The sequence below is a fragment of the Marinobacter salexigens genome, from assembly GCF_018860765.1.
Taxonomy (GTDB): Bacteria; Pseudomonadota; Gammaproteobacteria; order Pseudomonadales; family Oleiphilaceae; genus Marinobacter; species Marinobacter salexigens_A.
The window spans coordinates 1,142,624-1,165,936 of sequence record NZ_JAHKPV010000001.1 but is presented as its reverse complement, the minus strand read 5'-3'; the positions used below and the strand labels follow the sequence as shown (position 1 = coordinate 1,165,936).

Sequence of the window (23,313 nt, the reverse complement as noted above, 5' to 3'; positions counted from 1 at the left end):
ATATACATTGCGATCATCAATGGAGACGCATCGGAGCATGATCTGCTTCTAAGTCTAGCGGTTGTTTCGTTAGCATACGAACAGTGGCTTGCGCGGAGTTATAGGTAATAATCCCGACACGCGCAGAGCACACTTTTCCGAATTCTCTCTTCTTTAGCACAGAATATCACCGCAACTTTAGTCTCACGCCTCGGTACGACCGCAAGAGCGCCACTTGATTCGAAAGGGGCTGACCTCAGCTGCCCTTATGCGGTATCTTGCACACCTTTCCGGTGCTTGTACCTCGGGGTTCTCGAGGTTGTCGTGCACCGGGCAGATGCAACATGACTGGGGCTAACTTATGGGAATGGCTATTGGCGCTATCATCGCCGGCCTTATATTGCTGGTCTGGAGTGCAGACAAGTTCGTGGAAGGTGCAGCTGCGACCGCCAAACATCTGGGCATGCCCACGCTGTTGATTGGCATGGTCATCATAGGATTCGGCACTTCCGCGCCGGAGCTGGCTGTTTCCGCTATGGCAGCTGCCGATGGTAACCCTGGGCTTGCACTGGGCAATGGCTATGGCTCCAACATCACCAATATTGCGCTCATTGTGGGCCTTACTGCGGTGATTGCGCCCATTGCGGTGCATTCTCAGGTTATCCGTAAAGAGCTCCCGCTATTAGTTATTCTTACCCTGATTGCCGGGGCGCAATTACTGGATGGCGAGTTAACGCGGCTAGACGGCTGGGTGCTACTGGGTGTGTTTACGGCCGTGATGGGCTGGTCGATTTTTCAGGGAATGCGAGGAAAAGGCGACTCTCTGGCAGGTGAAACCGACTCTCAGATGGGCCCGGATCTTATGCCGATGAAAACAGCCATCATGTGGCTGGTTGTCGGCCTTGTTCTTTTGGTTGTCAGCTCCCGGCTCCTGGTGTGGGGGGCAGTAACTATTGCCCAGAGTCTTGGGGTCAGTGATCTGGTCATCGGCCTGACTATCGTAGCCATCGGTACGTCTCTGCCGGAGCTGGCCTCAGCCTTAGCTGCCGTGCGTAAGAACGAGCACGACCTAATTCTCGGCAACATCCTTGGTTCGGGCATATTCAACACACTGGCTGTCGTCGGGTTGGCAGCGGTTATACAGCCGCTGTCGGTGGATTCAGAGGTGCTATACCGTGACTGGACGCTCATGCTGGCGCTGACGGTTGGCTTACTGGTGATGGGGTTTGGGCTGACTGGCTGGCGAAAAGTGATAAGCCGATTCGACGGCTCTATTCTGCTACTGGTTTATGTGGCCTATACCGGTTACTTGCTCTCTACAGTGGTCGCTGCCAGCACAAGCTGACAGCGACGCTTTCACTCTCTATTTATTCCTGCTGGCAGCTTTAACTGTTTACCTGAAACTCCATGGCAATGGAGTTCAGGCAATAGCGCTGCCCGGTTGGCGGAGGGCCGTCCGGAAACACGTGCCCCAGATGACTGTCGCAGCGGATACAGCGTATTTCTGTACGGGCCATCCCCAAGCTCGTATCTTCAATGTAGCGGATATGGTCTTTATCGAACGGCTGGAAAAAGCTCGGCCACCCGGTGCCAGAGTCAAACTTCGCGTTTGAACTAAACAGCGGTAGATCGCAAAGCCTGCAATGATAAGCACCCGACAACTTGTTATCCAACAAGGTGCCGCAGAACGGGTGCTCGGTTCCATGATCCAAAAGCACTTCGCGCTCCTCCGGAGTCAGGCTGGCTGCCTTCTCTTGAATCTGGGCTTCCGTTAGGGGCGTCAGGTCATAACCTGCAGCAGATTGGGTCATACACTATCTCTCCTCAGGCTAAATTGTCGTTGGAATCAGTGTATTCCGGCTTTAGCCGGTCACTGAATCCGTCTATCAGTTTTTCCATTTTCGGGGCAGCGACGGCCATGATGTAGGGCTGGTACGGGTTCCGCGCTGCAAAATTCTGGTGATGAGCTTCGGCTGGATAAAAGGCTTCCAACGGCTCCAGCGTAGTGACTATGGGGTCAGAGTATACCCCGGCTTCACCAAGTTGACGGATATAGGACTCTACAACCTGTTTCTGTTCCAGGGTTTCATAAAACACGGCAGAGCGATATTGGGTACCCCGATCATTACCCTGCCGATTCAGCTGGGTTGGATCGTGAGCTACGGAGAAAAATACACGCAGTAGCTCGCCGAAGCTCACCTTGGCGGGATCATAATGCACGTCGATCACTTCGGCATGGCCTGTCGTGCCCGTGCACACAGCTTCGTAATTAGCAGTTTCCGGCGCCCCCCCTGCGTAACCAGACTCCACACGGGTTACACCATCCATTGCCAGAATTACTGCCTCCACACACCAGAAGCAGCCGCCAGCGAGCACCACCCGCTGCTCGCCTTCCTCCATCGGTAAATCCTGCTCCGGCTGCGGAAAGCGGGTCCGGGGAACGTTCAAACCGGGAATGCTGCAAGATGATGTCATAGTGACCTCTTCTGTGAGTTGAATGTCTACAATCTACAGATTGTGGGCGCAAACAGATCAGTTTTCCAATCGGCAGTCGGCCATCAGGCGTCGCCCCCTCGAGTCAGTTTTAGCGGGTCCATAAGTTCTTCCAGACGCCCGCGGCTAAGACCGCTCCGTTCCTCTGCTACGTCGATAACCGGACGGCCGGTTTTATAGGCTTCCTTGGCAATCTCGGAGGCTAGGCTGTAACCGATTTCGGGGTTCAGTGCCGTCACCAGCACCGGGTTACGGCCAACGCTCGCATCCAAAGTGTCGGTGTGCACAGTGAAGCCCCGGATGGCCTTGTCCGCCAGCATGCTGGTTGCATTGCTGAGTAAGCCGATCATATCCAATAGATTGCCGCCAATGAGTGGCAACATGACGTTTAGCTGAAAGTTGCCCGACTGCCCTGCAATAGCGTTGGCACTGTCGAGCCCCATAACCTGAGCACCCACCATCGCGACTGACTCGGGGATAACAGGGTTTACCTTGCCCGGCATAATACTGCTACCTGGCTGTAAGGCTGGCAGGCTGATCTCCGCAAGCCCATGAATCGGGCCACTGTTCATCCAGCGCAGATCATTAGCTATTTTTGTAAGCACAATGCCAAGCCCACGCAACTGAGACGAAAGCGCGACAGGCCCATCTTGTGCGCTCAGCCCTACAAACTTATGCTCCATAGGGCGGAATGGGTAACCGGTGTTGGCCTTCAGAAACTTCACAAACTGACCCGAAAATTCCGGTAACGCATTCACGCCGGTGCCTACAGCAGTACCGCCCTGAGGCACTGCGAGTAATTCCTCTACAACAGTATCTAAACGCTTCTCCACCGCAAGTATCTGTTCACGCCAGGTGCGCAGCTCTTGGCCAAGGGTAATCGGCATGGCGTCCATAAGGTGAGTTCGCCCGGTTTTGACTTGGTCAGAGAATAGGGCCTCACGCTCGTAAATAACTCCCCGCAAGTGCGTCAGTGCTGGAAGCAGTCGCTCTCTCACGCCGATCACAGAACTCACATGAATGGCGGTGGGGATCACATCATTGGAGCTCTGGCTCATATTCACGTCATCATTAGGATGCACTTGTACCCCATTGCTGGCGGCTATAGCCGAAACCACCTCATTGACGTTCATATTGGTGCTAGTGCCTGAGCCAGTCTGGTAACGATCAATAGGAAATTGATCCGCATGCTCCCCTTGAACAAGCGCCTGACACGCATCGGTAATGGCATCACACAAGCGGTTATCCAAAAGCCCCAAGCTAGCGTTAGCCTCTGCAGCGGCCTGCTTGACTCGGGCGACTGCCGAGATAAACGTTGGTGGCATTGTTAGACCACTTACCGGAAAGTTATCAACGGCGCGTTGGGTTTGGGCGCCCCAGAGCGCGCCAGCAGGCACCTGTACGTCGCCTAAGCTGTCGGTTTCTGTCCTGAATTCGCTCATATTCCCTCCTGTGCATCCGTTTATATATCAAGCCATACATCTGTATGACACGACATAGATTGTGTATCAACCAGCGGTCTAAACATTATCTTAGGACGAAAGCGCTAACAGGCTCACATAATCCACTAGCGATTCGGGCTTTCGGCACATTTGTAGGAAATTCCTACAACAAATTTTGCGCACGTTGCTAATCTCCTTATTAAGCGGATTTTCAGGATTGCACCCAGCATGGCCATTACGGAAGAACCACAGATTTTCCTTCGCTACGAAAGCAAGCAGGCTCTCGCAGCGTTGGAGGGAGAGCTTGGCAACAAGCTTAAAATTGACGCATTTGAAACCGATCAGGCTGCTATCGCGGCCCTTAAAGAGCGCTCCGTGCTACCGCATGCACTGTTTATTCTAACGAGCCAGCCGTCGAGCCAAACCAACTCCCCACTTTTGACCCATGCACGCGATACACACCCAGACCTACTGAAAATTCTCATTAGCGATGCAGTTCCGTTGGACGTATTGGTTTCTCTGCTGGAAAAACGCCTGATTGATCGCTGTTTCGAACAGCCATTGGACCCGGACCTAGTGCGCTCGCATGTTTTAACCTCAGCACTCGCCCGCAAGAGCAATGAATACGTTATGCCAGAGGTAAAGCCTAAAGCTGCCTCCGAAGTTCCAACGGTTTTAATAGTCGACGATGAACCCACAGCCACCAAGTATCTCGCCCGCCAGCTGGAGCGAATGCAGAATGACTTTCGTGTGCTGTGCGCCGACAGTGCTGAGCAGGCCCTCAAGCTCATTCAATCCATTTCCGGAACGCTCGCGGTGATAATGACAGACCAGCGCATGCCGGGCATGCAGGGTAAAGAGCTTCTCGATGAACTTAAACAGTCCCACCCAGCAACCGTTCGCATTCTGACCTCGGCTTACGGCGAGGTAAATGTTGCGCTTGACGCCGTTAACGAGGGCGGCATTTTTCGATATCAGAAAAAACCTTGGCGAGCGACGGAGCTGTTGCCGCTCTTTCAAGAGGCCATCGCTCGACACTTAACCTTGGCGTCCGCACGGGAAAACACGCTCTCGCAGCTGGAACATCAGTTCAACGGGTTGCGCGACAAACGCCGCGAATTGCTGTTGAGCAACCTTTCAGAACCTGTGGATACAGCCGCTGGCGCCCCGGTAATGTCACGTTTCTTACAAGCTCTGGACACCATTCCATGCTTGTTTGCCAACACATCACACCTCAGGGCGAGCTTGGAGACCAGCCTTGAAAACGATCTTATTCAACAGTTTGACGAACAGGTGCACAGGCAACTAAAGCGCTTGCAGGTAGCCGCATCCATGCACACCGAGATTGATGGGGCGGCTATTCGTGCGGCATTGCAGCGTTCTGAAGAGCCCGAGTATGAACATGGCAGCAACGCACCAGCCTCCTCGATACTGCTCATGCTCTGTGAGGCGCTCACGACTCTTCTCACGGCTTCCGGGCTGAGCTGGCGCAGCCTGAATTTGAACCAAACCTCCGAACACAGTCTGATTCTATCCTGCGAAGCTCCGTTGAAGCTGTACGCTCACCTGTTAGCGCCACTCACTAGGCTTTCCCGTCCGTTTTTGGACCAACAGGTAGCTCTTCTTTTGCTTTTCGTATCTACGTACCGGTTGGGAGGTGAGCTACAGATACGCGGCGCGACACAGTCCTACAATCTGGTGCTGGCATTACCGCTGGCTAACTCGCCGGAGGCCTGATGTCGCAGAGCAATCGCAAACTGCGACTCTACGTGACCATTGGCCAACGCCTGTTCCGGGACAGCTTATTGTTCCAGCTACTACTGCACAGCGATATTGATCTGGTAGGCGAATCTGAATCCGGAATAGACACACTGAACCGGCTTGAATCAGCCAAGCCCGGGGTCTTAATCATTGAAGAAAACTTGTTGGATAACGATGGCTTAACCATTGCCGAGAACGCTCTCAGCATGCACCCTACTCTCTCAATTCTGCTCATTTCTGATACCCCTGTTAGCGCAAGCCGGCTAGGGATTTATCTGGAGGCAGGTATCAAGGCTGTCGTGTCGAAACACCAGCCCATCCAAGATCTCGTTAAAACTCTGTTCTGTATCCGCAACGGGCAAGTGTATGTGGGCGCTTGGAACAAGCCAGACACACCTTCGCAAGGGCTGGTTAATGCTTATCATGCGCTGTCTGGCCGGGAACGGGAGGTCGCACAGATGATAGCGAGCCGTACGCCGATTAAAGAAATCGCCGCGCAGTTAGGCGTCTCCTGCAAGACGGTTCACTCCTACAAAGATAGAATTTTCATCAAACTCGGGTTCGAACGATTGCCGGAGCTAATCTTGTTCATGAAGCGTCACCATAACGGAGCCGCCGCATGACGCTGCTCTCTGGCATAGATCAGGTTCGTCAGTTGTCGGTAGTTCAACAACAACGCTACGAACGCTTCTACCGCAGTCAGTCGCGATTCCTAGTGTTGCCGGTCTTTGCTGATGTGTCTCTGGGCATTACGTTCATTGGAACCCTCATCTTCTTGTTAGGGCTCGCATTGTCTCCAGCAGAACCAGGGGTCACCGGCACTCACCTGTTCTACACCGCTGTACTTGCGGTATTGATTGCCGCCCATCGCTTTACCCGACTAAGGCGGATGTCGCCTCTAATTGTGTATCTGGTCTTTTTTCACATGGCGCTGTTCAGCTATCTGGGCTATATCCTCTCGGGAGCCACGCTGGCACCGATTGTAGGGTTACTTCTGTTCATGAGTTCCGTCGGAATCATCACCCTCTCGATGGCTCATACAATCACCATTCTACTGATTAACCTGATCCTGTTGGCCACCGCTACAGCATTGGCCGTTCCAGCCGCCAGCTTCGGAAGCGCAATAACCGCCACTCTAACTAACTGGCTGGTTCTCATGTGCATACTCATTGCACCGATATCCGCCTATTTTTTCCGTATGTTTTTACGAAATTTGCTAGCGCTGCAATTTTTACTGAAGGATCGAAACCGCGCATTGTCACGAACGCTATACACTTTGGAGGCCACAGAAGACCGCTTAGCCCTAGAACAAAAACATCAAGCCCTAAGCCATATGGCCAAAGGCCTTCTGCACGAAATCATGAACCCTCTGAATTGCGCCAGCCAGGCAGTGGACTACGCCAGATCCATAAATCGCGACAGTGAGCTGTCAGAGGCATTAGATGACGCGACACTCCACCAAAAACGCATCTCCGACATAGTGTCGGATCTGATCGAATTCTCACGGCCAGAGCCGGATCACAGCATCGAGAAAGCCGACGTGGGCTCCCTTGTTGAAACAGCATTGCGCTTCTGCAAACACCAGCTCCGCGGCACGGATGTGCGTCTATCTATTCCGGCCAACGTTTCCGTGGCGTGTTATCCATCCGCGCTGACTCAAGTTTTTGTTAACTTGCTTTTGAATGCCACGTCGGCACTGGGGAAAGAAAAAAGCCAAACATCAAAACGTATCGATATTCGGGCTGTTTCCGAAAACGGCAGCTTAGAGGTATCTATCCAAGACAACGGTCATGGCATAGCTCCGGAGGACATTAAACGGCTGACCGACCCCTTCTACTCCACCAGCAAAACACCGGACAATTTAGGCCTCGGGCTCAGCATCTGTCAGACCATCATCCGCCACCACCAAGGCCATATGGATATTCGCAGCGAGCTGGGTGAGTGGACTCAGGTTGTTCTTAAGCTGCCCACACCTACAACCTAGTATCGAAAGAGCACTCTAAATGTGAGTGCGTTACCCTCTGGCTCTGGCGTCAAAACGTTGCCTTCTATTCCAGGCATTAGCCAGTTCAGTCGAAGCTGTAGCCGGTCATCCCAATAATAGTTCGCACCAAGCAGAGCAACTTCTGCCTGTGCACCCAGCTTTTGATCCTGCAGGTCGATAGCGCTGTAGCGGGCTACCAATTCAATGGCCCCCGCCCGGCTTGTCGGTTCAGGCCGCTTGAATTCGCCACGCTTATAGCGCCGGTGGTCGTTGGTGAGAAAAACGCCTGCTTGCACGTAGGCCCCGGTGAACCACCAATGCTCTCCATTCACGCGCGTCACCTGCTGCGCCATAGCCTCGGCTACCAACGATAACCGGCCCGACAACCATGCACCTTCCAGCCCAAGCAAGGTGCCTTCCCGGGCATCGAAGCGCGGGCTACGAATAACATTGTCGGCACTGAATACCTCGCCTCTTTCTTTAATCTGAAATCGTTCATCTCCCAAATCACGCCAGGATGCCGCAATGCCAAGATGCAGTACGCGCCCATCGGCTCGAATAGGAGCAAGAGTATAGCGCCCTGTCACAGCCCGGGTTGATTCGCCCTCTGGTTCGTTCGTAAATACGCCCAAAACCCAGGTAGTGGATTTTCTAAACCGTCCTACCGTCAAACCTTGCGAACGGCCCGGCGCAAAAGCCGAAGTCACGAGCGAACGCTCACTTGTATTAATGGTGGAGTAGCTGCTTAAGCGTTCAAAACCGAAGGGCTCTTTGAACCGCCCGAGTGTAATTTTGTAGCGATCGCTAGTCTCATACTGTACATAGGCGTCACCCAGCTCGGCTTCGCGTTTGTCATCACGAACTTCATAGCTACCATCGATTTCCGCCGACCAAAACCGTCCCCAGTCCAGCTCAAGCTCCAGCTTGGCATTCCGCAGCACGCCATGAGTGGTGTGAGGCTCGCCCTTCTCATCGTAGAAAGCGCCATAGTGATCAACACCCGCCGCAATATATCCACTAAAGTCCAGCTCAAGTGGCTCAGCCTGCAGCATCAGCGGTTGCAGAAGAAAAAGTAGCGTCAGCCACGCGACCAAACCAGCCCAACGAACTTGATCACGCATGGTGTCCGTCCAGACGGAAGTGCATCCGAAGCATGGCGGTATCGCGCAAGTAACTGATAGACACCACATCAACTCGAAACACATCTAGGCCGGTTCGTTGGCGCAGATCTGCAATCAACACATCCTGCTGCCGGGCGTGTACGTTCTCGATGAGCTCGTACTCGACCTCTTTTTCTCCATGTCGAGGCAGTATCACTCGGGTTTCAAGAACCAAGGCCAAAGCAATAACTAGAAGGTTCAACCCCGCGAGTTCGTAGTGTTGCATGCTACCCACTGCCGCCAGCAGTGCCATGGCGATCACTAGAAATAGGTAGGTCATCTCTTTGATACCAAGAGCTTCAGTTCGGTATCGCAACATAGAAAACACTGCGAACAGTCCGAACGCGAATCCCATAGTGACAGTAACCGAGTGCAGCAATGACGTTACTAAAAAGACACCAACTCCGAAGAGAATGAACGAGGCTGCATTCTCCCTGTGGCGAGAAAACGCGTAGTAGCAGCGAATAAGAATAAAAACAGAGGCGGTATTTATAATTAGCCGAATAAGAAAATGGAGATCAACTGCGGATTCCATACAGACTCCTTAACAACGGTTTAAAACGGTTGGTTTTCAGGTAAGGCTCAAAGAGTAGGCTGCTGCCCACACAGTATTTACTAAAGGGCACGGAGCGCGCGCCCAGTCTGGCCAAGGCTTGCAACATGGGTGAAAAACCCGAGTGGCGCTCATGCTTTACTTCTACAATCGCCACGCCCGGCAGCTCTACGGAGCGTTGCCGGTCGGGAGAATGAAAAGCAAGCTGGGTATCCAGAGTGATACGCTCGGCGCCCTGCGGGTCAATCAGCGTTGTCCGTTGATAGGAGACAAAAAGAGCCGGCTGCATCCCTGCTGCCGGCAGGCCTGATTGCTCTTTCAGAAACTTTGCGGTGGAACCATCCACAAAGGAATCAAACGTTACCGGCATCCGGGTTTTCACAGTGCGCTGCCGGTTGGTTTTTTTCTTGACCTCAAAAAACATGATTTCACCATGTCGGTAGTGCCGTAACCGAATCTTGAACCGGTTAAGTTTGCCGTTGTGGTGATCCAAAAACAGACGCCGGTCGGGACTGTCAAAGTACAGGGTGTCGTAGCCAAAGCGCCGACACCCGCCCATATCCAGAACCGTGTACGCGTCGCCAAGAGTAGACAGGCAAGCATTCAACAGCTCGGGCCGCACCACAAACTTGGAATCGACTCGACTCATCAAGGCAACCCGCGCCTGATCAGTCAGACCATGCCCACAAAAGCTGGCCAAGGGGCTAAGAACGGCCATATTCATTGCACATCAGGCCCGTATTCGAGAATGGCATCCAGAGTCAGCTCCACATCGCCCGCGCTGGATCCTGTGCCTACACTGGTAAGAATCACGCTGCCCGTCGCACCAAGTGCCAACGTTCGCACATCACCCGGCAGGCTTTCATCTACCTCGAACAACAAAGCATTGGTGGCAAAGCCGTGAAATTCATGGGTGCCGGGCACATAGTCCGGTGCTTCGATGAACAGTTGCAGAACGTAAGGCTTAAAGCTGTTGCTCGCATCCACACCAATCATCAGCAGGCTGACCACTTCTGGAGACGATTCGGTGTCAATTGAGTACACCAAACTATCCACCTCAAAAGCTGCGAACGTTAGGCTGGCATCTACCGGCCGTCCATCTGGCAACGTAAAGCTAAAGGACCCGCTATCGGTGCCGTTCACGGCAGACACACTGCCGGTTAATGGGGTGGTAACAGGTGCGCTGCAATCTGGCTGGACATCTGCGAGGCGGTATACCGAGCCGGAGGCTGTCTCTGCCGTCAACGCCTGCTCTAGAGCCGCTCTACGCGGCAAGCGGTAGTCAGGGTCAGTGGGTGTGCCTTTACCTTCAATAAAAGCTTTGAGGCTGGCCACGCCGGCTTCAGAGGTACCCGTCAGTTCACGAATCTGCTCAAGATTCTGCAACAGCTGGCTTTCGTTCCATTGAGTGGCCAACAAGCCCTCTAACTCAGCTTGGTATTGGGCTCGGTATTGCGGAATATTGAACAGGCGGTCGGCTAGAGAAAAGTTTCGGTATAACACGCCTGTATCAGGTTTGAGCGGATGCTCTCCGCGGAAAGCCGTGTCAGCACCCCAGGGAATAAAATGGAACCGGCCGGTATCAGGAGCACGATAAATATGAAAGTTATTAGCGTTGCCGGTGGCGGAGTCCCACGCGCCAACTAAAGTCTCAACGGCCCAAAAGCGAATGAACTCGTCTACATCTACAAGTTGTGGGAGCACATTCATCAATTGATCATCGGGCAATGCCAGCGCATCGGTAACCGATTGCAAATCACTGCGGTCGTTTTCTCTCTCATTGGTTTTTTTCTCGAACCTCTGGCTCAACCAAGTGCCAAAGTCCGCTGTTTGTGCTTCGTATTGATTACCTTCATCATCACCGAATGCACGGGCGAGAAACGGTTTTTTGATGGGCTCTACATTGGTGAAGATGCCAAGGTCCTCGCCATTCACGCGAACTCTGGCGTAGTTACATCGCGGAGCGGCAATGCCTGCTTGCCGAAACTGCTCATAGGCCAAGCACTGGCGCGCGTTAGACGGATCCTGACGATTGTTGTTCAGGGTTATCCCTTTGCTGTTCTGGTAGGTTCTGCCGTCCCATAAATCATTGAAATCCAGCTTGAGAGAGGGGGTACTGGGGCTCAGCGACCCTATGTAACCTTTCTTGCGGACTACCACGTCCTCCATGGCAACGCCATCAATGGTAACGCTGGCTGTAAACTCGCTGTACTCGTAGTCCGTTAGGCACTCGCGCGCGGTGCTAGCCAGTGTTCTGCCTTCCGAGCGAAGCTGGTTAAACTCGCTTGCATCCATGGAGACGCTAACCTCCAACAGCCGGTTGGGTGCGTACAGATCACCCTCACCCCCCAAATTCACAGACTCTCTCGGAGCCTCCAAATCTCCCGGATCAGACACCTCTGTGGAACCATCACCACCACACGCAGCAAAAAGCGGCAACAGCATGGCTAGCGCCCCAAGCTTGACTGTTATTCGGCCACTGCCGTACTCATTGATTTTTGTTTTCATCCGTTACTCCCGCAGATGCTTGAAACCAGACCGGCTGTAAAACCGATTGAGAGCAGTATTCCGGGGAGGGGCATTATTGTCTGTAAGAAAGTCTTACGCGGAGGGCTTCAAAAAAGGGAGGTCAAATCAATGAAAGGCCCACGCATGTGCATGGGCTGGCCACTGACCGGGAAGTTGTTGATTGCGCGCTAAGTGTGGGCACCCCAAAGCGCGCCGACAGGCACTTGTACGTCGCCCAGGCTGTCGGTTTCTATTCGATAATCACTCACTGCCGCCTCCTGCTCTGCATTATCATCACCAAACGGTTCAGGATAAGTGTAGCTCGTCAGGAGGCTCTCAGGTCAGGCTTAGCGACCCAATGCGTAAAACTCCGCATTCGGGCGCATGCTTGTCACATTCGCCATTCGGTTGGATAGCCCGAAAAACGACGCAACCCCCGAAATATCCCATATGTCTTCGTCGGTAAAGCCATGGTGATGCAGTACTGCGAAGTCCTCATCACCGACTTCCTCGGCTCGCCGGGAGACCTTGACGGCAAAATCCAGCATCGCTTTCTGGCGGTCACTTATATCCGCCTTGCGGTAGTTAACCGCCACCTGATCCGCAATCAACGGGTTCTTCTCCCGAATCCGCAAAATCGCACCATGAGCCACCACGCAATATTGGCACTGGTTCAGATTGCTTGTGGCCACCACGATCATTTCGCGCTCACCCTTGGTGAGATTGCTGTCTTTTTCCATCAGGGCATCGTGATAATCGAAGAAAGCCCGGAACTCGGCTGGCCGATGAGCAAGTACCAGAAAAACATTGGGGATAAAGCCTGATTTTTCCTGCACTGCCAGAATCCGGTTACGGATATCCTCAGGCATGGCGTCCAGTTCTGGCACCGGGAAACGGCTGATGGCTTGTTCTGTTTGTACCGTCATTTCATGTCCTCTGTTTTGTTATTCAGCTTAGTAAACGCCCGAATTAGTCGGCTACGGAAATCACCACACGACCCCGGATTTTGCCGTCCATGAGCCGGCCCGCGGCATCGATTGCCTCATCAAAGGGCACTTCGGTAATCATGCTGTCCAGCAGTTCCGGCGAAAGGTCCTGCGCCAGCCGTTTCCATGCGTGCACCCGGTCTTTTTTCGGTGCCATGACGCTGTCCACGCCACACAGGGTTACGCCCCGCAGAATGAAGGGCGCAACCGTAGAAGGGAAATCCATTCCGGCTGCCAGGCCACATGCCGCGACAACACCCCGATACTTCATGCCAGCACATACGTTCGCCAGAACCTGGCCACCGGCCACGTCAATTGCCCCGGCCCAGGTTTCCCGTGCCAACGGCTTGCCCGGCTCAGTCAATTCTGCCCTGTCCAGAATCTGCTTTGCGCCCAAAGACTTCAGGTAGCCTTCCTCTTCGGGCCTGCCCGTGACAGCGATCACCGAATAACCCAGTTTGGCCAGCACCGCGACCGCAACGCTACCAACCCCGCCTGTTGCGCCAGTCACCAGAATGTCGCCCGAATCCGGAGTTACGCCGTGCGTCTCCAGTGCCATCACGCAAAGCATCGCGGTATAACCTGCGGTGCCAATAGCCATAGCCTGGCGAGCGGTGAAAGGTGCCTGCAATGGGATCAGCCAGTCACCAGACAGCCGCGCTTTCTGCGCAAGGCCGCCCCAGTGTTTTTCGCCGACACCCCAGCCATTCAGGACAACTTCGTCTCCGGCTTTAAACTCTGAATTTGAAGATTCGGTTACCACTCCTGCCAGGTCGATCCCCGGAACCATCGGGTAACTTTTCGCGATGGGAGCGCGCCCGGTAATGGCAAGCGCATCCTTGTAGTTAAGTGTGGTGTAGGCGACATCTACAGTGACATCGCCTTCTGGCAACTGGGCCTCGTCAATCGTTTTCAAGGACACCTGTTGGTCGCTCCGACTGCCCTCAATCAAAATACCTTTGAACATATTGCCTCCAATGATTTCGCCTTATGAGTTGAACTCATGTGTTTGCATCAGGAGCTGCGCACCAGTGCCATAAAACCTTCGGCAAACTGATCCAGCGGTTGTGAACTTTTTTCGAGTTTTGCGCGAAGTACCGCGCCTTCCCAGCCTATCCAGAAGAATTGTGCCATCGAGCCCGGCGACACCTTGCCCGACATCTCACCGACGTGCTGAGCTTCCCCCAGCACCCGAGCGATCCGCGCCTCCCAATCCTGGAAGGTTTCACGCAACAGATCGCGAAAGCTCTCAGGCAAGGCCGCCATTTCCTGCCCCAGGTTGCCGATCAGGCATCCGCGCCGATAATCAAACTTCTGCATGCCGGCTTTCGCGTCATCAACGAAAGCCTGAATCCGTGCCAGTGGCTGAAGGGAAGTGTCAGAAAGTGAACGCTCCAGCTTTACGGCAAAAAAATGCCCGTAGGCTTCGATCAACGCTTTCCCGAAAGCCTCTTTGTTCTCGAAATAATGGTAGAAGGAGCCCTTTGGCACGCTGGCCTGGCGCAGAATTTCGTCAAGCCCGGTATAGGAGTACCCCTTCTCGGTCAATGCCGCCAAACCCACCCGGATCAGCGCCTGGCGGGTGTCCTGATAGCCGGCATTCTGGCTTTTGGGCGGCCGGCCACGCTTGCGTTTAACTGGTGTACTTTCCACACATCGCCCTTTATTTAGACCAATCGTCTAATTAATTATGCATATTTATGACCGAGCGTCTACTAAAAAGAGAAAACGCCTCAGAAGAGGCGTTATAAAGGGACCAGCGTCGGGCCCCTTTTGCTCAGGGCCTGACACTGCTTCTGGATCAGAAGAACCCGAGCGGGTTGATGTCGTAACTGGTTAGCATGCACTTGGTTTGCTGGTAGTGGTCCAGCGCCATCTTGTGGGTTTCCCGGCCTACGCCGGACTTCTTGTAACCACCAAAGGCTGCGTGCGCCGGGTAGGCGTGATAGCAGTTCATCCATACGCGGCCAGCCTGAATGTTGCGGCCCACGCGATAGGCGCGGTTGGTATCGCGGGTCCAAACACCGGCACCCAAACCGAAGTCTGTGTCGTTGGCAATGGCCACGGCCTCTTCTTCGGTTTTAAACGTGGTTACACCGACCACTGGGCCAAAAATTTCTTCTTGGAATACACGCATTTTGTTATCACCCTTAAACAGGGTGGGCTGGATGTAGAAGCCGTCTTTGAACTCTGCACCCATGTCTTCCTTGGCCCCACCGGTAAGTACAACAGCACCCTCCTGCTTGCCAATTTCAAGGTAAGACATGATCTTGTCGTACTGTTCCTTACTGGCCTGAGCACCCACCTGCACATCGGTATCCAGCGGGTTACCGCGTTTGATAGTCTTAGTGCGTTCAACCACCTTCTGCATAAACTCTTCGAACATATCCTCCTGCACCAGCGCGCGAGAAGGGCAGGTGCACACTTCGCCCTGGTTGAAAAACGCCAGAACAAGACCTTCTACACACTTATTCACAAATTCGGGCTCGGCCTTCATAACATCCGAGAAATAGATATTGGGGGACTTGCCACCCAACTCGACTGTTGAAGGAATGATGTTTTCTGCAGCGCACTTGAGAATGTGCGAACCAACCGGAGTAGAGCCCGTGAAGGCAATCTTGGCTATACGCTTGCTGGTCGCTAGCGCCTCACCCGCCTCGATACCGTAACCGTTTACAATATTGATAACGCCCGGTGGCAACAGATCACCAATGATCTCCATCAATACCAAAATACTGGCTGGCGTCTGCTCTGCTGGCTTGAGTACAGTGCAGTTACCAGCCGCCAAGCAAGGGCCAAGCTTCCACGCCGCCATCAATATGGGGAAGTTCCACGGAATAATCTGGCCAACCACACCAAGGGGTTCATGGAAATGATAGGCCACCGTGTTGTGGTCAATCTCACCCATGTGCCCTTCTTGTGCCCGGATACAACCGGCAAAATAGCGGAAGTGGTCTGCCGCCAGAGGTATATCCGCATTTAGGGTTTCACGAACTGCCTTGCCATTATCCCAAGTTTCCGCAACTGCCAATTTTTCGAGATTCGCTTCAATTCGGTCAGCAATTTTAAGCAGAATATTTGAGCGCTCTGCCGGGGAGGTTCTACCCCAAGCCGGTGCAGCTTTGTGCGCAGCATCGAGTGCCTGATCGATATCTTCGGCGGAGGAGCGAGGAATTTCACAAATGGTAGCGCCAGTTACTGGCGTTATGTTTTCAAAATACTCCCCTTTAACCGGAGCAACCCATTCACCGCCAATATAGTTTCCGTAACGGGACTTGAAAGAAACAACGGAGCCGTCCTTGCCAGGTTGTGCATAAATCATGATCGTCACCTTTTGTTTTGCTTGTGAATGACTACGCGGCCATGCGCGTTTGCCCATTCACTGTAGACTTGAAATAGTAAAAGGTGAATCGTTTGGGTGTTAAGAGAGGGTGACGAAAATCTAGGGGCGCCCTGAGAGGTCTGATAGTTCTTGTAGGCAGTCTTTTAGAAACCCTTGCGCGTCGTCCAGAACGGCTTCGTCTGCCACAACGCCAAACTGAACCTGCCCGGCATAGCTCACAATGCTGATCCCCAGCCCAATATCACCAGCCTGTGGCACCCAGAACATTTGCTCTTTAATACGACAGCCAGCTATATAGCGTGCTTCAGGCGTGCCGGGAACGTTTGATACCACGGCACTGGCTTTACGATAAAAAACATCCGACAACGGCTGGCGCAGGGGTTCGGGAATCAACGAGGCACAAGCGGCAACGCCCCAGGCTATCCCGGGCTGCCAACTTTTCTTAAGCCGACGGGTTTCTTGCTTAATGCGATAAACCCGTTCCGGAGCACTTTCGCCATCCACCGGTAGAGGCACAAACACCGTGCCGAAATAATTACCAAGAGCGTCAGGCTCAGGCTGCAGGTCATCGGGTAAGCGGCTACGAATATCGATGGGAACGGCAGCGTGCATCACAGCATCATCCAGTGTCGTACCGGAAACCCCAAGCCGAGGCCGCACAGCAGCCGCCACGCAACTGAGGAGTACATCGTTGATAGTGACATTCATCGTTTTGGCGATAGACCGAAACCGATCGAGTGGAACCGGCACCGACCAGCGGCAATGGCGCTGTCCCAATAACGGGCGTTTGAGGTCGGATGGCGTATCCTCGGGTTCCGCTAAAAAGTCCGTGACCTCGTTAACCAGCTTCAAACCGGTGCGAGTCAGCTGGTCCAACCAACAACCAGTGCGCTCCCGACGCTTACCGTCTGCGCTAATCGGCTCTTCGGCGACAGAGCCTGAGCTCGTACCACCCGATACCATGCCTTCAAGTCGGCCTTTTGCTGCGGCCATCCAAGGGGCAAAGTCCTCAGTTTGATGCGCTCCGTATATGGCGGGGTGCTGCTGCGGCGAAGCTGGGCAAAGGCTGTCAAAAATGCCCGTTAATGAAACTCCGTCGGCATAACAGTGATGTATTCGGAGCAAGAGTGCAGAGCCGCCCTCAGCATTGGGCGCCAACCAGAATTTCCAAAGGGGACGGTAAGCAGGTAAAGGCTGGTTTATTCTCGCAGAAACCCAGTCCTGCAGTTCGGATTCTGTGAAGCGGTCAAGCACTACATCAAGATGATGCCCCAGATCAAAAACCGGATCTTGCTCCCACCACCAACCAGGCGCCCGTTTAACCGGCATGCACCCAAAGCGCTCCCAGGCCATCCAGTAAACCCGTAAGAACTCTCGCATTCGGGGCGAGGTTAACCCATCGGCTCTCATCATGACCGTAATAGTCATGGGGTTCCGAGGGTTTTCCAGCGCCAGCCAGGCTGAATCCGTAGGAAGCATGAGGTGCGTTTGCTCGTGACTCAAACCCAAACATCCCCGGAAGTGGTGAAGTGAAAAATACAGAATCAGGCATTGTGCCAGACATACTCCAGCGGCTCCACAACGCGCAATATTACAATATTTTACACTTAGATATGCCGTAGCCCTATACTGGTTATAAGACTTGATGTAATAGTTATTACAAGACCCCAGCGGTTCCCGGTTGGCCATGGAACAGCAAATGCTCCGTTGCCAGCGCCAATAACGATCGGGTCGAATGAGGGTACAACTTAGATCGCCAGCACAACCAAGGTCAAAAGACCTAACTCTAATAACAGGCAACCGCCGTGCTGGGAGGAGATGTAGTATGAAAGCAAGCCATATTCGCAAGCTGATCAGACCGATCGATAGCGCCTATTCAGAGATGTTCTCAGGGCGAGTATACCGTGTTGGCGAAGGTGCGGTTTCTGTTCGCAATCACAGCGGCGAGGCAAAGCACACAGTTATTGGCGTGCATGGCTTTCTGGAAAATCATTGCTATTTCACCCAGACCTACGACGCACCAACAACCGAGTTAATCCTGCTCACCTGCAGCAACTACCATATCCCGGTAAACGGTGTGACGCCCGAAACGCCCGAATGGGAAGTGCCGATCAAACGTCTGGAAGGCACTATTGAGTACGATGCCTGCATTCTGAATCAGGCCCTAACCAACCTTCCGAGCACTCAAAACGTGCGCATTCACGGCCACTCGCGAGGCGGTGCTGTGATTCTTGAAGCAATTAAGCAGCGCCCGGAACTGTACGAAGACTTAGAAGTAGTTCTTGAAGCACCAGTCCTGCCTCAAGGCAAAATTCACCCACTGGTATCAGCACTTCTGGAACCCGTAAGCCACGGCATGTGGCCTTGGTTGATCCGCTTGATCAACAGCGCACCTTCGTCTGCCTACGGCCAAACCTTCTTCGGAAAAATGAACCCTCGCAAAAGACAACTACTGGGTAAGCTGTTTTATTCAACTCGTGATCATCTCACCATCGTGCGCAACATAGAGAATATACTTGATTGGATGCAGCGCACCGATACCGATGTATACAAGCATGTGCGCCACGGTACCTTTTTGATACCAGGCGTAGATCGGATTCTGGATCGACAGGCAATGTTCGCCAGTGCGCGCCAGAGCCCCACATCCATGCGCATTATCGAAACTCAGGCACCTAGCCATTTTATAACCCTCGACAGCAAAGAATGGTTACCGGGCTTTGAGTCCTTGCCCGCTGCCGCTCAAGGCTAAAACCGAGCAAGCCACTAAAATCAGCGCCCGGCAATGACCGGTCAGCTGCACACACATCCTCCCTCCGGTAAACTATGCGCCTTTACGCAGAACGACCGGAGTTGTCACCATGTATCGTGAGCGCCTTGTTGGCACAGACGTGCGCTCAGAAAGCGCCTATCGCTTGCAGCAGCTTTTATTGGAATATCACGATTTCCGGCAACATAAAGCAAAGCATCGGTTGCTCGACAACACCTTCGTGATTGCCGCTTGGCAAGCCGAGCGCCTGAAATTCACCCATCTGGATTTGTATCAGCACCCCGGCTACCACGAAGGGCTGGAATTTCTGCTCACCGACCTATACGCACCCGCCAGCATGACGCGCCGTGACGACAATATAGACCGTGTGTTCCCCAAAATGGTCAAGTGGCTACCAGACCAACAACTTGAAGTGCTTGCCGGTCTGGTAGAACTCAACTTAATTACCCAGCAGCTGGATCTCGAATTGGCGGAATTGTTTGAAGAACGCAATATCCCCGCAAGATCTGTCACCGCAGAACACTACTGCGAGGTATACCGCGCCAGTCAAAAGCTGGAACAGCGCAAAAAACAAGTGATGCTGGTCGCTGAGGTGGGGCAAAAGCTTGACCGCTACGTGCGTAACCGAACTCTGGGCTGGCTCCTTTCAATAAGCCGAACGCCTGCGGAGATGGCCGACCTGAGCGATCTGCACAACTTCCTTCACCGGGGTTATTCAGCATTCCGGAAAATGGATAACGTGGACGTACTGATTGATCGACTGGTAACCCGAGAGCAGCGGGTTATGAACAATATCCTGAACGGTCACCCGCAGCCCTTTACGCTCCCGGGCGACCTATAAAACAACAGCAGGCGCTTTAGGCTTTTAAAATCTGATCCAACTGGCTATGAATCTCTTGCTCAATTCGTGATTTGAAGGGTCGCAGCAGCATGCCCAGCTCCAAATGCACGTGTAGGTCGTCGTTGGTAATATTCAAATGGCCTTTAACACCCGAGCGTTTGAACTTGAGCTGATCACCTTCCCACTGGTAATTAAGCTCGAACTTGCTGGAGAGGTCCTCAGCGAGAGATTCGGCCGCTTCGCGGGCATGTTCTTTATCAAGAGTGTGGGCGCGATGTACATCGATTACGGACATGAGTCAGTTTTCTCTTCAAAATTAAACAGTTTTACAGTGTAAGGCGGTATTTAACCTGTAGCCACCCTTGTAGCAACCCCGCCAAGCGTTAGAATACGAGATTCAGTTTCTGACAGGACACGCCCAATGAGCGAGCAACAAACGCCTACCACTCCCGGTAATGGCCAAGACGACGTTACCCATTTTGGTTTTCGCAATGTGGCCAAAAGTCAAAAAGCCAGTCAGGTAGCCGAAGTATTTCACAGTGTCGCGGGCAAATACGACCTGATGAACGACCTAATGTCTATGGGCGTCCACCGGCTATGGAAGCGCTTTACCATTGAGCTTTCCGGCGTGCGTCCAGGCCATCAAGTGCTGGATATTGCGGGCGGCACCGGCGATCTGACCATGAAGTTCTCTGACTTGGTAGGTCGCGACGGCAAAGTGGTGCTTGCCGATATTAACGCCTCCATGCTGCAAGTTGGGCGCAGCCGCCTAACCGACCGAGGTTACGCTGGCAACATTGAGTATGTACAAGCCGATGCGGAACACCTGCCCTTTCCGGACAACAACTTCAACGCCGTATCCATTGCCTTTGGCCTGCGTAACGTAACTGATAAGGATCAGGCTCTGCGGGATATGGCCCGCGTACTCAAGCCCGGCGGAAAACTGATGGTGTTGGAGTTCTCAAAACCCACCAATCCGCTGCTCAGCAAAGCCTACGACACTTACTCGTTTACCGCCCTGCCCCTGATCGGTCAGCTCATCGTCGGCGACAGTGAAAGCTACAAGTATCTGGCCGAGTCCATCCGCATGCACCCAGACCAAGACACCCTAAAAAGCATGATGGAAGACGCAGGTCTGGTGAACTGCAAGTACTACAACATGACTGGCGGCATTGTTGCCCTGCATGTGGGGATTAAACCCTGATGTTTCCCGGCCCGACCCTGCTTACGGCGATAACCGCCATAATCGAGCGGGCACTGAACCACGCGCTTGAACTGGATCCCGCCGGCCAGAAATCGCTATTGGATGCCCTTGAAGGGTCGGTACAGTTCCGCATCACCGACCCAATTGCTCTAACCTGTTCGCTTCACAGAGTAGGCAATCGAGTGCAAGTACACAGCCAGCCAGCCGATAGCCCGGCTCTAGAAATCAGCGGCAAACCACTGGCTTTTGCGGCACTGGCTACAGGTGACAACCGTGTGTTCACGGATAACCGCCTCGATGTGGTCGGCGATACCGCACTGGCGCACCAGTTTCAACGCGCACTGGACCAGCTCAACCCAGACTGGGAAGCGGCCATGGCGAGGCACATCGGTGATGTACCAGCCCACTTTATCGGCAAACGTATTCGCAACGCAGTGGTCTGGAGCCGTCAGGCATTCACGACACTGAACGCCAACATTGAGGAATACGTGCACGAAGAAAGCCGAGCTTTGCCCGGCCGCCGCGAATTGGAGGCCACCTTTGAGGACATCGATTCTCTCAGCCTACACCTTGAGCGCCTTGAAGCTCGCGTAAGCCAGATTGAAAGCCGTAGCAATACTGACAAATCGGAGACTCCGTGACCCGCCTGCAACGCCTGATTCGCATTTCCTGGGTATTCTGCCGCTACAGGCTAGACACATTCTTGCCCATGTCGGAGCTTCCCGCACCGCTGAAAGTATTTTTCCTACTGGCCCCCTGGCACCTATTCCCGCAACCCAAGCTTAGTCGCGGTGATCGCCTGCGCTTGGCTTTGGAAGAGCTTGGCCCGGTATTCGTGAAGTTCGGCCAAATACTGTCCACTCGCCGTGATCTGTTACCCGACGACATGGCAGAATCGCTGAAAACCCTTCAGGACCGCGTGCCACCGTTCCCCAGCGATGTGGCCCGCAACATTATTGAAACCTCCCTCGGGGCCCCGGTAGAGGAACTGTTCAAAGAATTCAGCGCAGACCCGCTAGCCTCGGCTTCTGTGGCACAAGTGCATGCCGCTACGCTTATGAACGGCCAAGACGTTGTAGTGAAAGTGCTACGCCCCGGTATCGAAAAAGTGATTCGGCAAGACCTAGCCTTGATGTACCTGATGGCCAACCTGCTGGAGAAATACTGGACAGAAGGTAAGCGCTTACACCCGGTCGAAGTGGTAGCGGATTACGACTCCACCATTCACGACGAGCTGGATTTACAACGGGAAGCCGCCAACGCGAGCCAGTTGCGTCGTAACTTCGAGAGTTCCTCGCTGATCTACATTCCCTTCATCGACTGGGATTACACCCGCAAAACCGTCATGGTGATGGAACGTATACACGGCATACCCATTGCCGATGTTCCAGCGCTAAAGGCTGCGGGTGTGGATCTCAAAGTGCTGGCAGAAAAAGGCGTCGAGATTTTCTTTACTCAAGTATTCCGAGACAGCTTTTTCCACGCTGACATGCACCCCGGCAACATCTTTGTAGACGTTTCCAACCCGGCCGATCCGAAATACATCGCCATCGACTTTGGCATTGTGGGCACCTTAGCGCCGGATGACCAAAGCTACCTAGCGCGCAACCTGCTGGCCTTCTTCCGCCGGGATTACAGGCAGGTGGCGCAGCTTCACATTCAATCTGGCTGGGTTCCACCAGAGACACGAGTGAACGAATTCGAAGCCGCCATTCGAACTGTGTGCGAACCGATATTCGAAAAGCCACTGAAGGACATTTCCTTCGGCCACTTTCTGCTACGCCTGTTCCAGACCGCTCGGCGGTTTGATATGGAAGTGCAGCCGCAACTGGTTCTACTGCAAAAAACCTTGCTTAACGTAGAAGGCCTAGGCCGCCAGCTGTACCCAGAACTTGACCTGTGGAGCACCGCCCAGCCGTTCTTAGAAAAATGGATGCGCAAGCGGATTGGCCCCTCTGGCCTAATCAAATCCCTACAGACCCACCTACCCGCTTGGCTAGAACAATCACCAGAAATGCCGCAACTGGTTCACGACGCACTGCTACAACTACGCGGCGCAGGCCCCACCGAGAAACAAAACCAAGACACCCTAGCCTTGCTTCGGGAACAACAACGTAGAACCGACCGACGCTGGCGCCGGGGCATCGCCGCCGTAGCCCTTATCGCAGCAGCCATTATCGGAACCCAACCAGAAGCTCGCGAATGGGCAGAGAATGCGCCAATCTGGACATGGGCGCTGCTTGCTGGAGCGGGCGTACTGGTTATGCGGGGTAGTCGCTAAAAGATAAAGGT

Annotated in this window: 22 protein-coding genes; 9 read left to right on the top strand and 13 right to left on the bottom strand. The window is 53.5% G+C overall.

Annotated elements, in window-relative coordinates:
• Positions 1-340: 340 nt before the first annotated feature.
• The gene (locus KO508_RS05365; protein WP_216007249.1) at positions 341-1,324 is read left to right on the top strand and encodes a calcium/sodium antiporter; all 984 of its coding nucleotides are present in this window, start codon (positions 341-343) and stop codon (positions 1,322-1,324) included.
• Positions 1,325-1,364: 40 nt separating this feature from the next.
• Here KO508_RS05365 and msrB read toward each other — a convergent pair whose 3' ends face one another.
• From msrB to KO508_RS05350, 3 genes are all read right to left on the bottom strand, one after another.
• Complete coding sequence (msrB, locus tag KO508_RS05360) at positions 1,365-1,790, bottom strand: peptide-methionine (R)-S-oxide reductase MsrB (RefSeq protein WP_216007248.1); 426 nt, start codon at positions 1,788-1,790, stop codon at positions 1,365-1,367.
• A gap of 13 nt (positions 1,791-1,803) precedes the next feature.
• Entirely contained in the window at positions 1,804-2,454 is a 651-nt protein-coding gene (msrA, locus tag KO508_RS05355; RefSeq protein ID WP_216007247.1) for a peptide-methionine (S)-S-oxide reductase MsrA, read from the bottom strand.
• Between the two features lie 83 nt (positions 2,455-2,537).
• On the bottom strand, positions 2,538-3,914 hold the full coding sequence (locus KO508_RS05350; protein ID WP_216007246.1) for a class II fumarate hydratase: 1,377 nt from the start codon (positions 3,912-3,914) through the stop codon (positions 2,538-2,540).
• Positions 3,915-4,142: 228 nt separating this feature from the next.
• On the opposite strand from KO508_RS05350, the gene KO508_RS05345 reads away from it, so the two are divergent.
• The 3 genes from KO508_RS05345 to KO508_RS05335 are packed head-to-tail and all read left to right on the top strand — an operon-like array spanning position 4,143 to position 7,659.
• A complete protein-coding gene (locus KO508_RS05345) occupies positions 4,143-5,651 on the top strand; it encodes a response regulator (RefSeq protein ID WP_216007245.1) in 1,509 nt (502 codons plus the stop codon).
• Complete coding sequence (locus KO508_RS05340) at positions 5,651-6,298, top strand: response regulator transcription factor (RefSeq protein WP_252737821.1); 648 nt, start codon at positions 5,651-5,653, stop codon at positions 6,296-6,298. Before KO508_RS05345 ends, KO508_RS05340 begins: the two co-directional genes overlap by 1 nt.
• Positions 6,295-7,659, top strand: coding sequence for a sensor histidine kinase (locus KO508_RS05335; protein WP_216007244.1), 1,365 nt, complete (start codon positions 6,295-6,297; stop codon positions 7,657-7,659). Before KO508_RS05340 ends, KO508_RS05335 begins: the two co-directional genes overlap by 4 nt.
• Here KO508_RS05335 and KO508_RS05330 read toward each other — a convergent pair.
• From KO508_RS05330 to KO508_RS05290, 9 genes are all read right to left on the bottom strand, one after another.
• The gene (locus KO508_RS05330) at positions 7,656-8,780 is read right to left on the bottom strand and encodes an OprO/OprP family phosphate-selective porin (protein WP_216007243.1); all 1,125 of its coding nucleotides are present in this window, start codon (positions 8,778-8,780) and stop codon (positions 7,656-7,658) included. The genes KO508_RS05335 and KO508_RS05330 overlap by 4 nt on opposite strands.
• The gene (locus KO508_RS05325; RefSeq protein WP_216007242.1) at positions 8,773-9,354 is read right to left on the bottom strand and encodes a DUF4956 domain-containing protein; all 582 of its coding nucleotides are present in this window, start codon (positions 9,352-9,354) and stop codon (positions 8,773-8,775) included. The genes KO508_RS05330 and KO508_RS05325 overlap by 8 nt, the downstream gene beginning before the upstream one ends.
• Positions 9,338-10,096 (bottom strand): polyphosphate polymerase domain-containing protein, encoded by a 759-nt coding sequence (locus KO508_RS05320; RefSeq protein WP_216007241.1) that lies wholly within the window; start codon positions 10,094-10,096, stop codon positions 9,338-9,340. Before KO508_RS05320 ends, KO508_RS05325 begins: the two co-directional genes overlap by 17 nt.
• Positions 10,093-11,880, bottom strand: coding sequence for a CotH kinase family protein (locus KO508_RS05315; RefSeq protein WP_216007240.1), 1,788 nt, complete (start codon positions 11,878-11,880; stop codon positions 10,093-10,095). The genes KO508_RS05320 and KO508_RS05315 overlap by 4 nt, the downstream gene beginning before the upstream one ends.
• A gap of 347 nt (positions 11,881-12,227) precedes the next feature.
• Complete coding sequence (locus tag KO508_RS05310) at positions 12,228-12,806, bottom strand: peroxidase-related enzyme (RefSeq protein WP_216007239.1); 579 nt, start codon at positions 12,804-12,806, stop codon at positions 12,228-12,230.
• Between the two features lie 43 nt (positions 12,807-12,849).
• Entirely contained in the window at positions 12,850-13,833 is a 984-nt protein-coding gene (gene acuI, locus KO508_RS05305) for an acrylyl-CoA reductase (NADPH) (RefSeq protein WP_216007238.1), read from the bottom strand.
• A gap of 47 nt (positions 13,834-13,880) precedes the next feature.
• Entirely contained in the window at positions 13,881-14,519 is a 639-nt protein-coding gene (gene acuR / locus KO508_RS05300; RefSeq protein WP_216007237.1) for an acrylate utilization transcriptional regulator AcuR, read from the bottom strand.
• A 148-nt stretch (positions 14,520-14,667) separates the two neighbouring features.
• The gene (exaC, locus tag KO508_RS05295) at positions 14,668-16,188 is read right to left on the bottom strand and encodes an acetaldehyde dehydrogenase ExaC (RefSeq protein WP_216007236.1); all 1,521 of its coding nucleotides are present in this window, start codon (positions 16,186-16,188) and stop codon (positions 14,668-14,670) included.
• Positions 16,189-16,308: 120 nt separating this feature from the next.
• Complete coding sequence (locus KO508_RS05290) at positions 16,309-17,712, bottom strand: WS/DGAT domain-containing protein (RefSeq protein ID WP_252737818.1); 1,404 nt, start codon at positions 17,710-17,712, stop codon at positions 16,309-16,311.
• A 322-nt stretch (positions 17,713-18,034) separates the two neighbouring features.
• Here KO508_RS05290 and KO508_RS05285 point away from each other — a divergent pair, with 322 nt between their 5' ends.
• The gene (locus KO508_RS05285) at positions 18,035-18,958 is read left to right on the top strand and encodes an alpha/beta hydrolase (protein WP_216007235.1); all 924 of its coding nucleotides are present in this window, start codon (positions 18,035-18,037) and stop codon (positions 18,956-18,958) included.
• Between the two features lie 109 nt (positions 18,959-19,067).
• The gene (locus tag KO508_RS05280; protein WP_216007234.1) at positions 19,068-19,817 is read left to right on the top strand and encodes an FFLEELY motif protein; all 750 of its coding nucleotides are present in this window, start codon (positions 19,068-19,070) and stop codon (positions 19,815-19,817) included.
• Positions 19,818-19,833: 16 nt separating this feature from the next.
• Here KO508_RS05280 and KO508_RS05275 read toward each other — a convergent pair whose 3' ends face one another.
• Positions 19,834-20,112, bottom strand: a complete 279-nt coding sequence (locus KO508_RS05275; protein ID WP_200362098.1) for a polyhydroxyalkanoic acid system family protein — start codon at positions 20,110-20,112, stop codon at positions 19,834-19,836.
• A 126-nt stretch (positions 20,113-20,238) separates the two neighbouring features.
• Here KO508_RS05275 and ubiE point away from each other — a divergent pair, with 126 nt between their 5' ends.
• The 3 genes from ubiE to ubiB are packed head-to-tail and all read left to right on the top strand — an operon-like array spanning position 20,239 to position 23,302.
• Entirely contained in the window at positions 20,239-21,021 is a 783-nt protein-coding gene (gene ubiE / locus KO508_RS05270) for a bifunctional demethylmenaquinone methyltransferase/2-methoxy-6-polyprenyl-1,4-benzoquinol methylase UbiE (protein ID WP_216007233.1), read from the top strand.
• Positions 21,021-21,662, top strand: coding sequence for a ubiquinone biosynthesis accessory factor UbiJ (locus KO508_RS05265; RefSeq protein ID WP_216007232.1), 642 nt, complete (start codon positions 21,021-21,023; stop codon positions 21,660-21,662). The genes ubiE and KO508_RS05265 overlap by 1 nt, the downstream gene beginning before the upstream one ends.
• On the top strand, positions 21,659-23,302 hold the full coding sequence (gene ubiB, locus KO508_RS05260) for a ubiquinone biosynthesis regulatory protein kinase UbiB (RefSeq protein ID WP_216007231.1): 1,644 nt from the start codon (positions 21,659-21,661) through the stop codon (positions 23,300-23,302). Before KO508_RS05265 ends, ubiB begins: the two co-directional genes overlap by 4 nt.
• Positions 23,303-23,313: the final 11 nt, after the last annotated feature.

Coding starts and splice junctions, on each gene's coding strand:
- KO508_RS05310 (WP_216007239.1), bottom strand. CDS start 12,806: ATGACGGTACAAACAGAACAAGCCATCAGCCGTTTCCCGGTGCCAGAA.
- msrA (WP_216007247.1), bottom strand. CDS start 2,454: ATGACATCATCTTGCAGCATTCCCGGTTTGAACGTTCCCCGGACCCGC.
- KO508_RS05285 (WP_216007235.1), top strand. CDS start 18,035: ATGAAAGCAAGCCATATTCGCAAGCTGATCAGACCGATCGATAGCGCC.
- KO508_RS05320 (WP_216007241.1), bottom strand. CDS start 10,096: ATGAATATGGCCGTTCTTAGCCCCTTGGCCAGCTTTTGTGGGCATGGT.
- exaC (WP_216007236.1), bottom strand. CDS start 16,188: ATGATTTATGCACAACCTGGCAAGGACGGCTCCGTTGTTTCTTTCAAG.
- msrB (WP_216007248.1), bottom strand. CDS start 1,790: ATGACCCAATCTGCTGCAGGTTATGACCTGACGCCCCTAACGGAAGCC.
- ubiE (WP_216007233.1), top strand. CDS start 20,239: ATGAGCGAGCAACAAACGCCTACCACTCCCGGTAATGGCCAAGACGAC.
- KO508_RS05350 (WP_216007246.1), bottom strand. CDS start 3,914: ATGAGCGAATTCAGGACAGAAACCGACAGCTTAGGCGACGTACAGGTG.
- KO508_RS05315 (WP_216007240.1), bottom strand. CDS start 11,880: ATGAAAACAAAAATCAATGAGTACGGCAGTGGCCGAATAACAGTCAAG.
- KO508_RS05330 (WP_216007243.1), bottom strand. CDS start 8,780: ATGCGTGATCAAGTTCGTTGGGCTGGTTTGGTCGCGTGGCTGACGCTA.
- KO508_RS05345 (WP_216007245.1), top strand. CDS start 4,143: ATGGCCATTACGGAAGAACCACAGATTTTCCTTCGCTACGAAAGCAAG.
- acuI (WP_216007238.1), bottom strand. CDS start 13,833: ATGTTCAAAGGTATTTTGATTGAGGGCAGTCGGAGCGACCAACAGGTG.
- KO508_RS05365 (WP_216007249.1), top strand. CDS start 341: ATGGGAATGGCTATTGGCGCTATCATCGCCGGCCTTATATTGCTGGTC.
- KO508_RS05280 (WP_216007234.1), top strand. CDS start 19,068: ATGTATCGTGAGCGCCTTGTTGGCACAGACGTGCGCTCAGAAAGCGCC.
- KO508_RS05275 (WP_200362098.1), bottom strand. CDS start 20,112: ATGTCCGTAATCGATGTACATCGCGCCCACACTCTTGATAAAGAACAT.
- KO508_RS05335 (WP_216007244.1), top strand. CDS start 6,295: ATGACGCTGCTCTCTGGCATAGATCAGGTTCGTCAGTTGTCGGTAGTT.
- KO508_RS05325 (WP_216007242.1), bottom strand. CDS start 9,354: ATGGAATCCGCAGTTGATCTCCATTTTCTTATTCGGCTAATTATAAAT.
- KO508_RS05265 (WP_216007232.1), top strand. CDS start 21,021: ATGTTTCCCGGCCCGACCCTGCTTACGGCGATAACCGCCATAATCGAG.
- KO508_RS05340 (WP_252737821.1), top strand. CDS start 5,651: ATGTCGCAGAGCAATCGCAAACTGCGACTCTACGTGACCATTGGCCAA.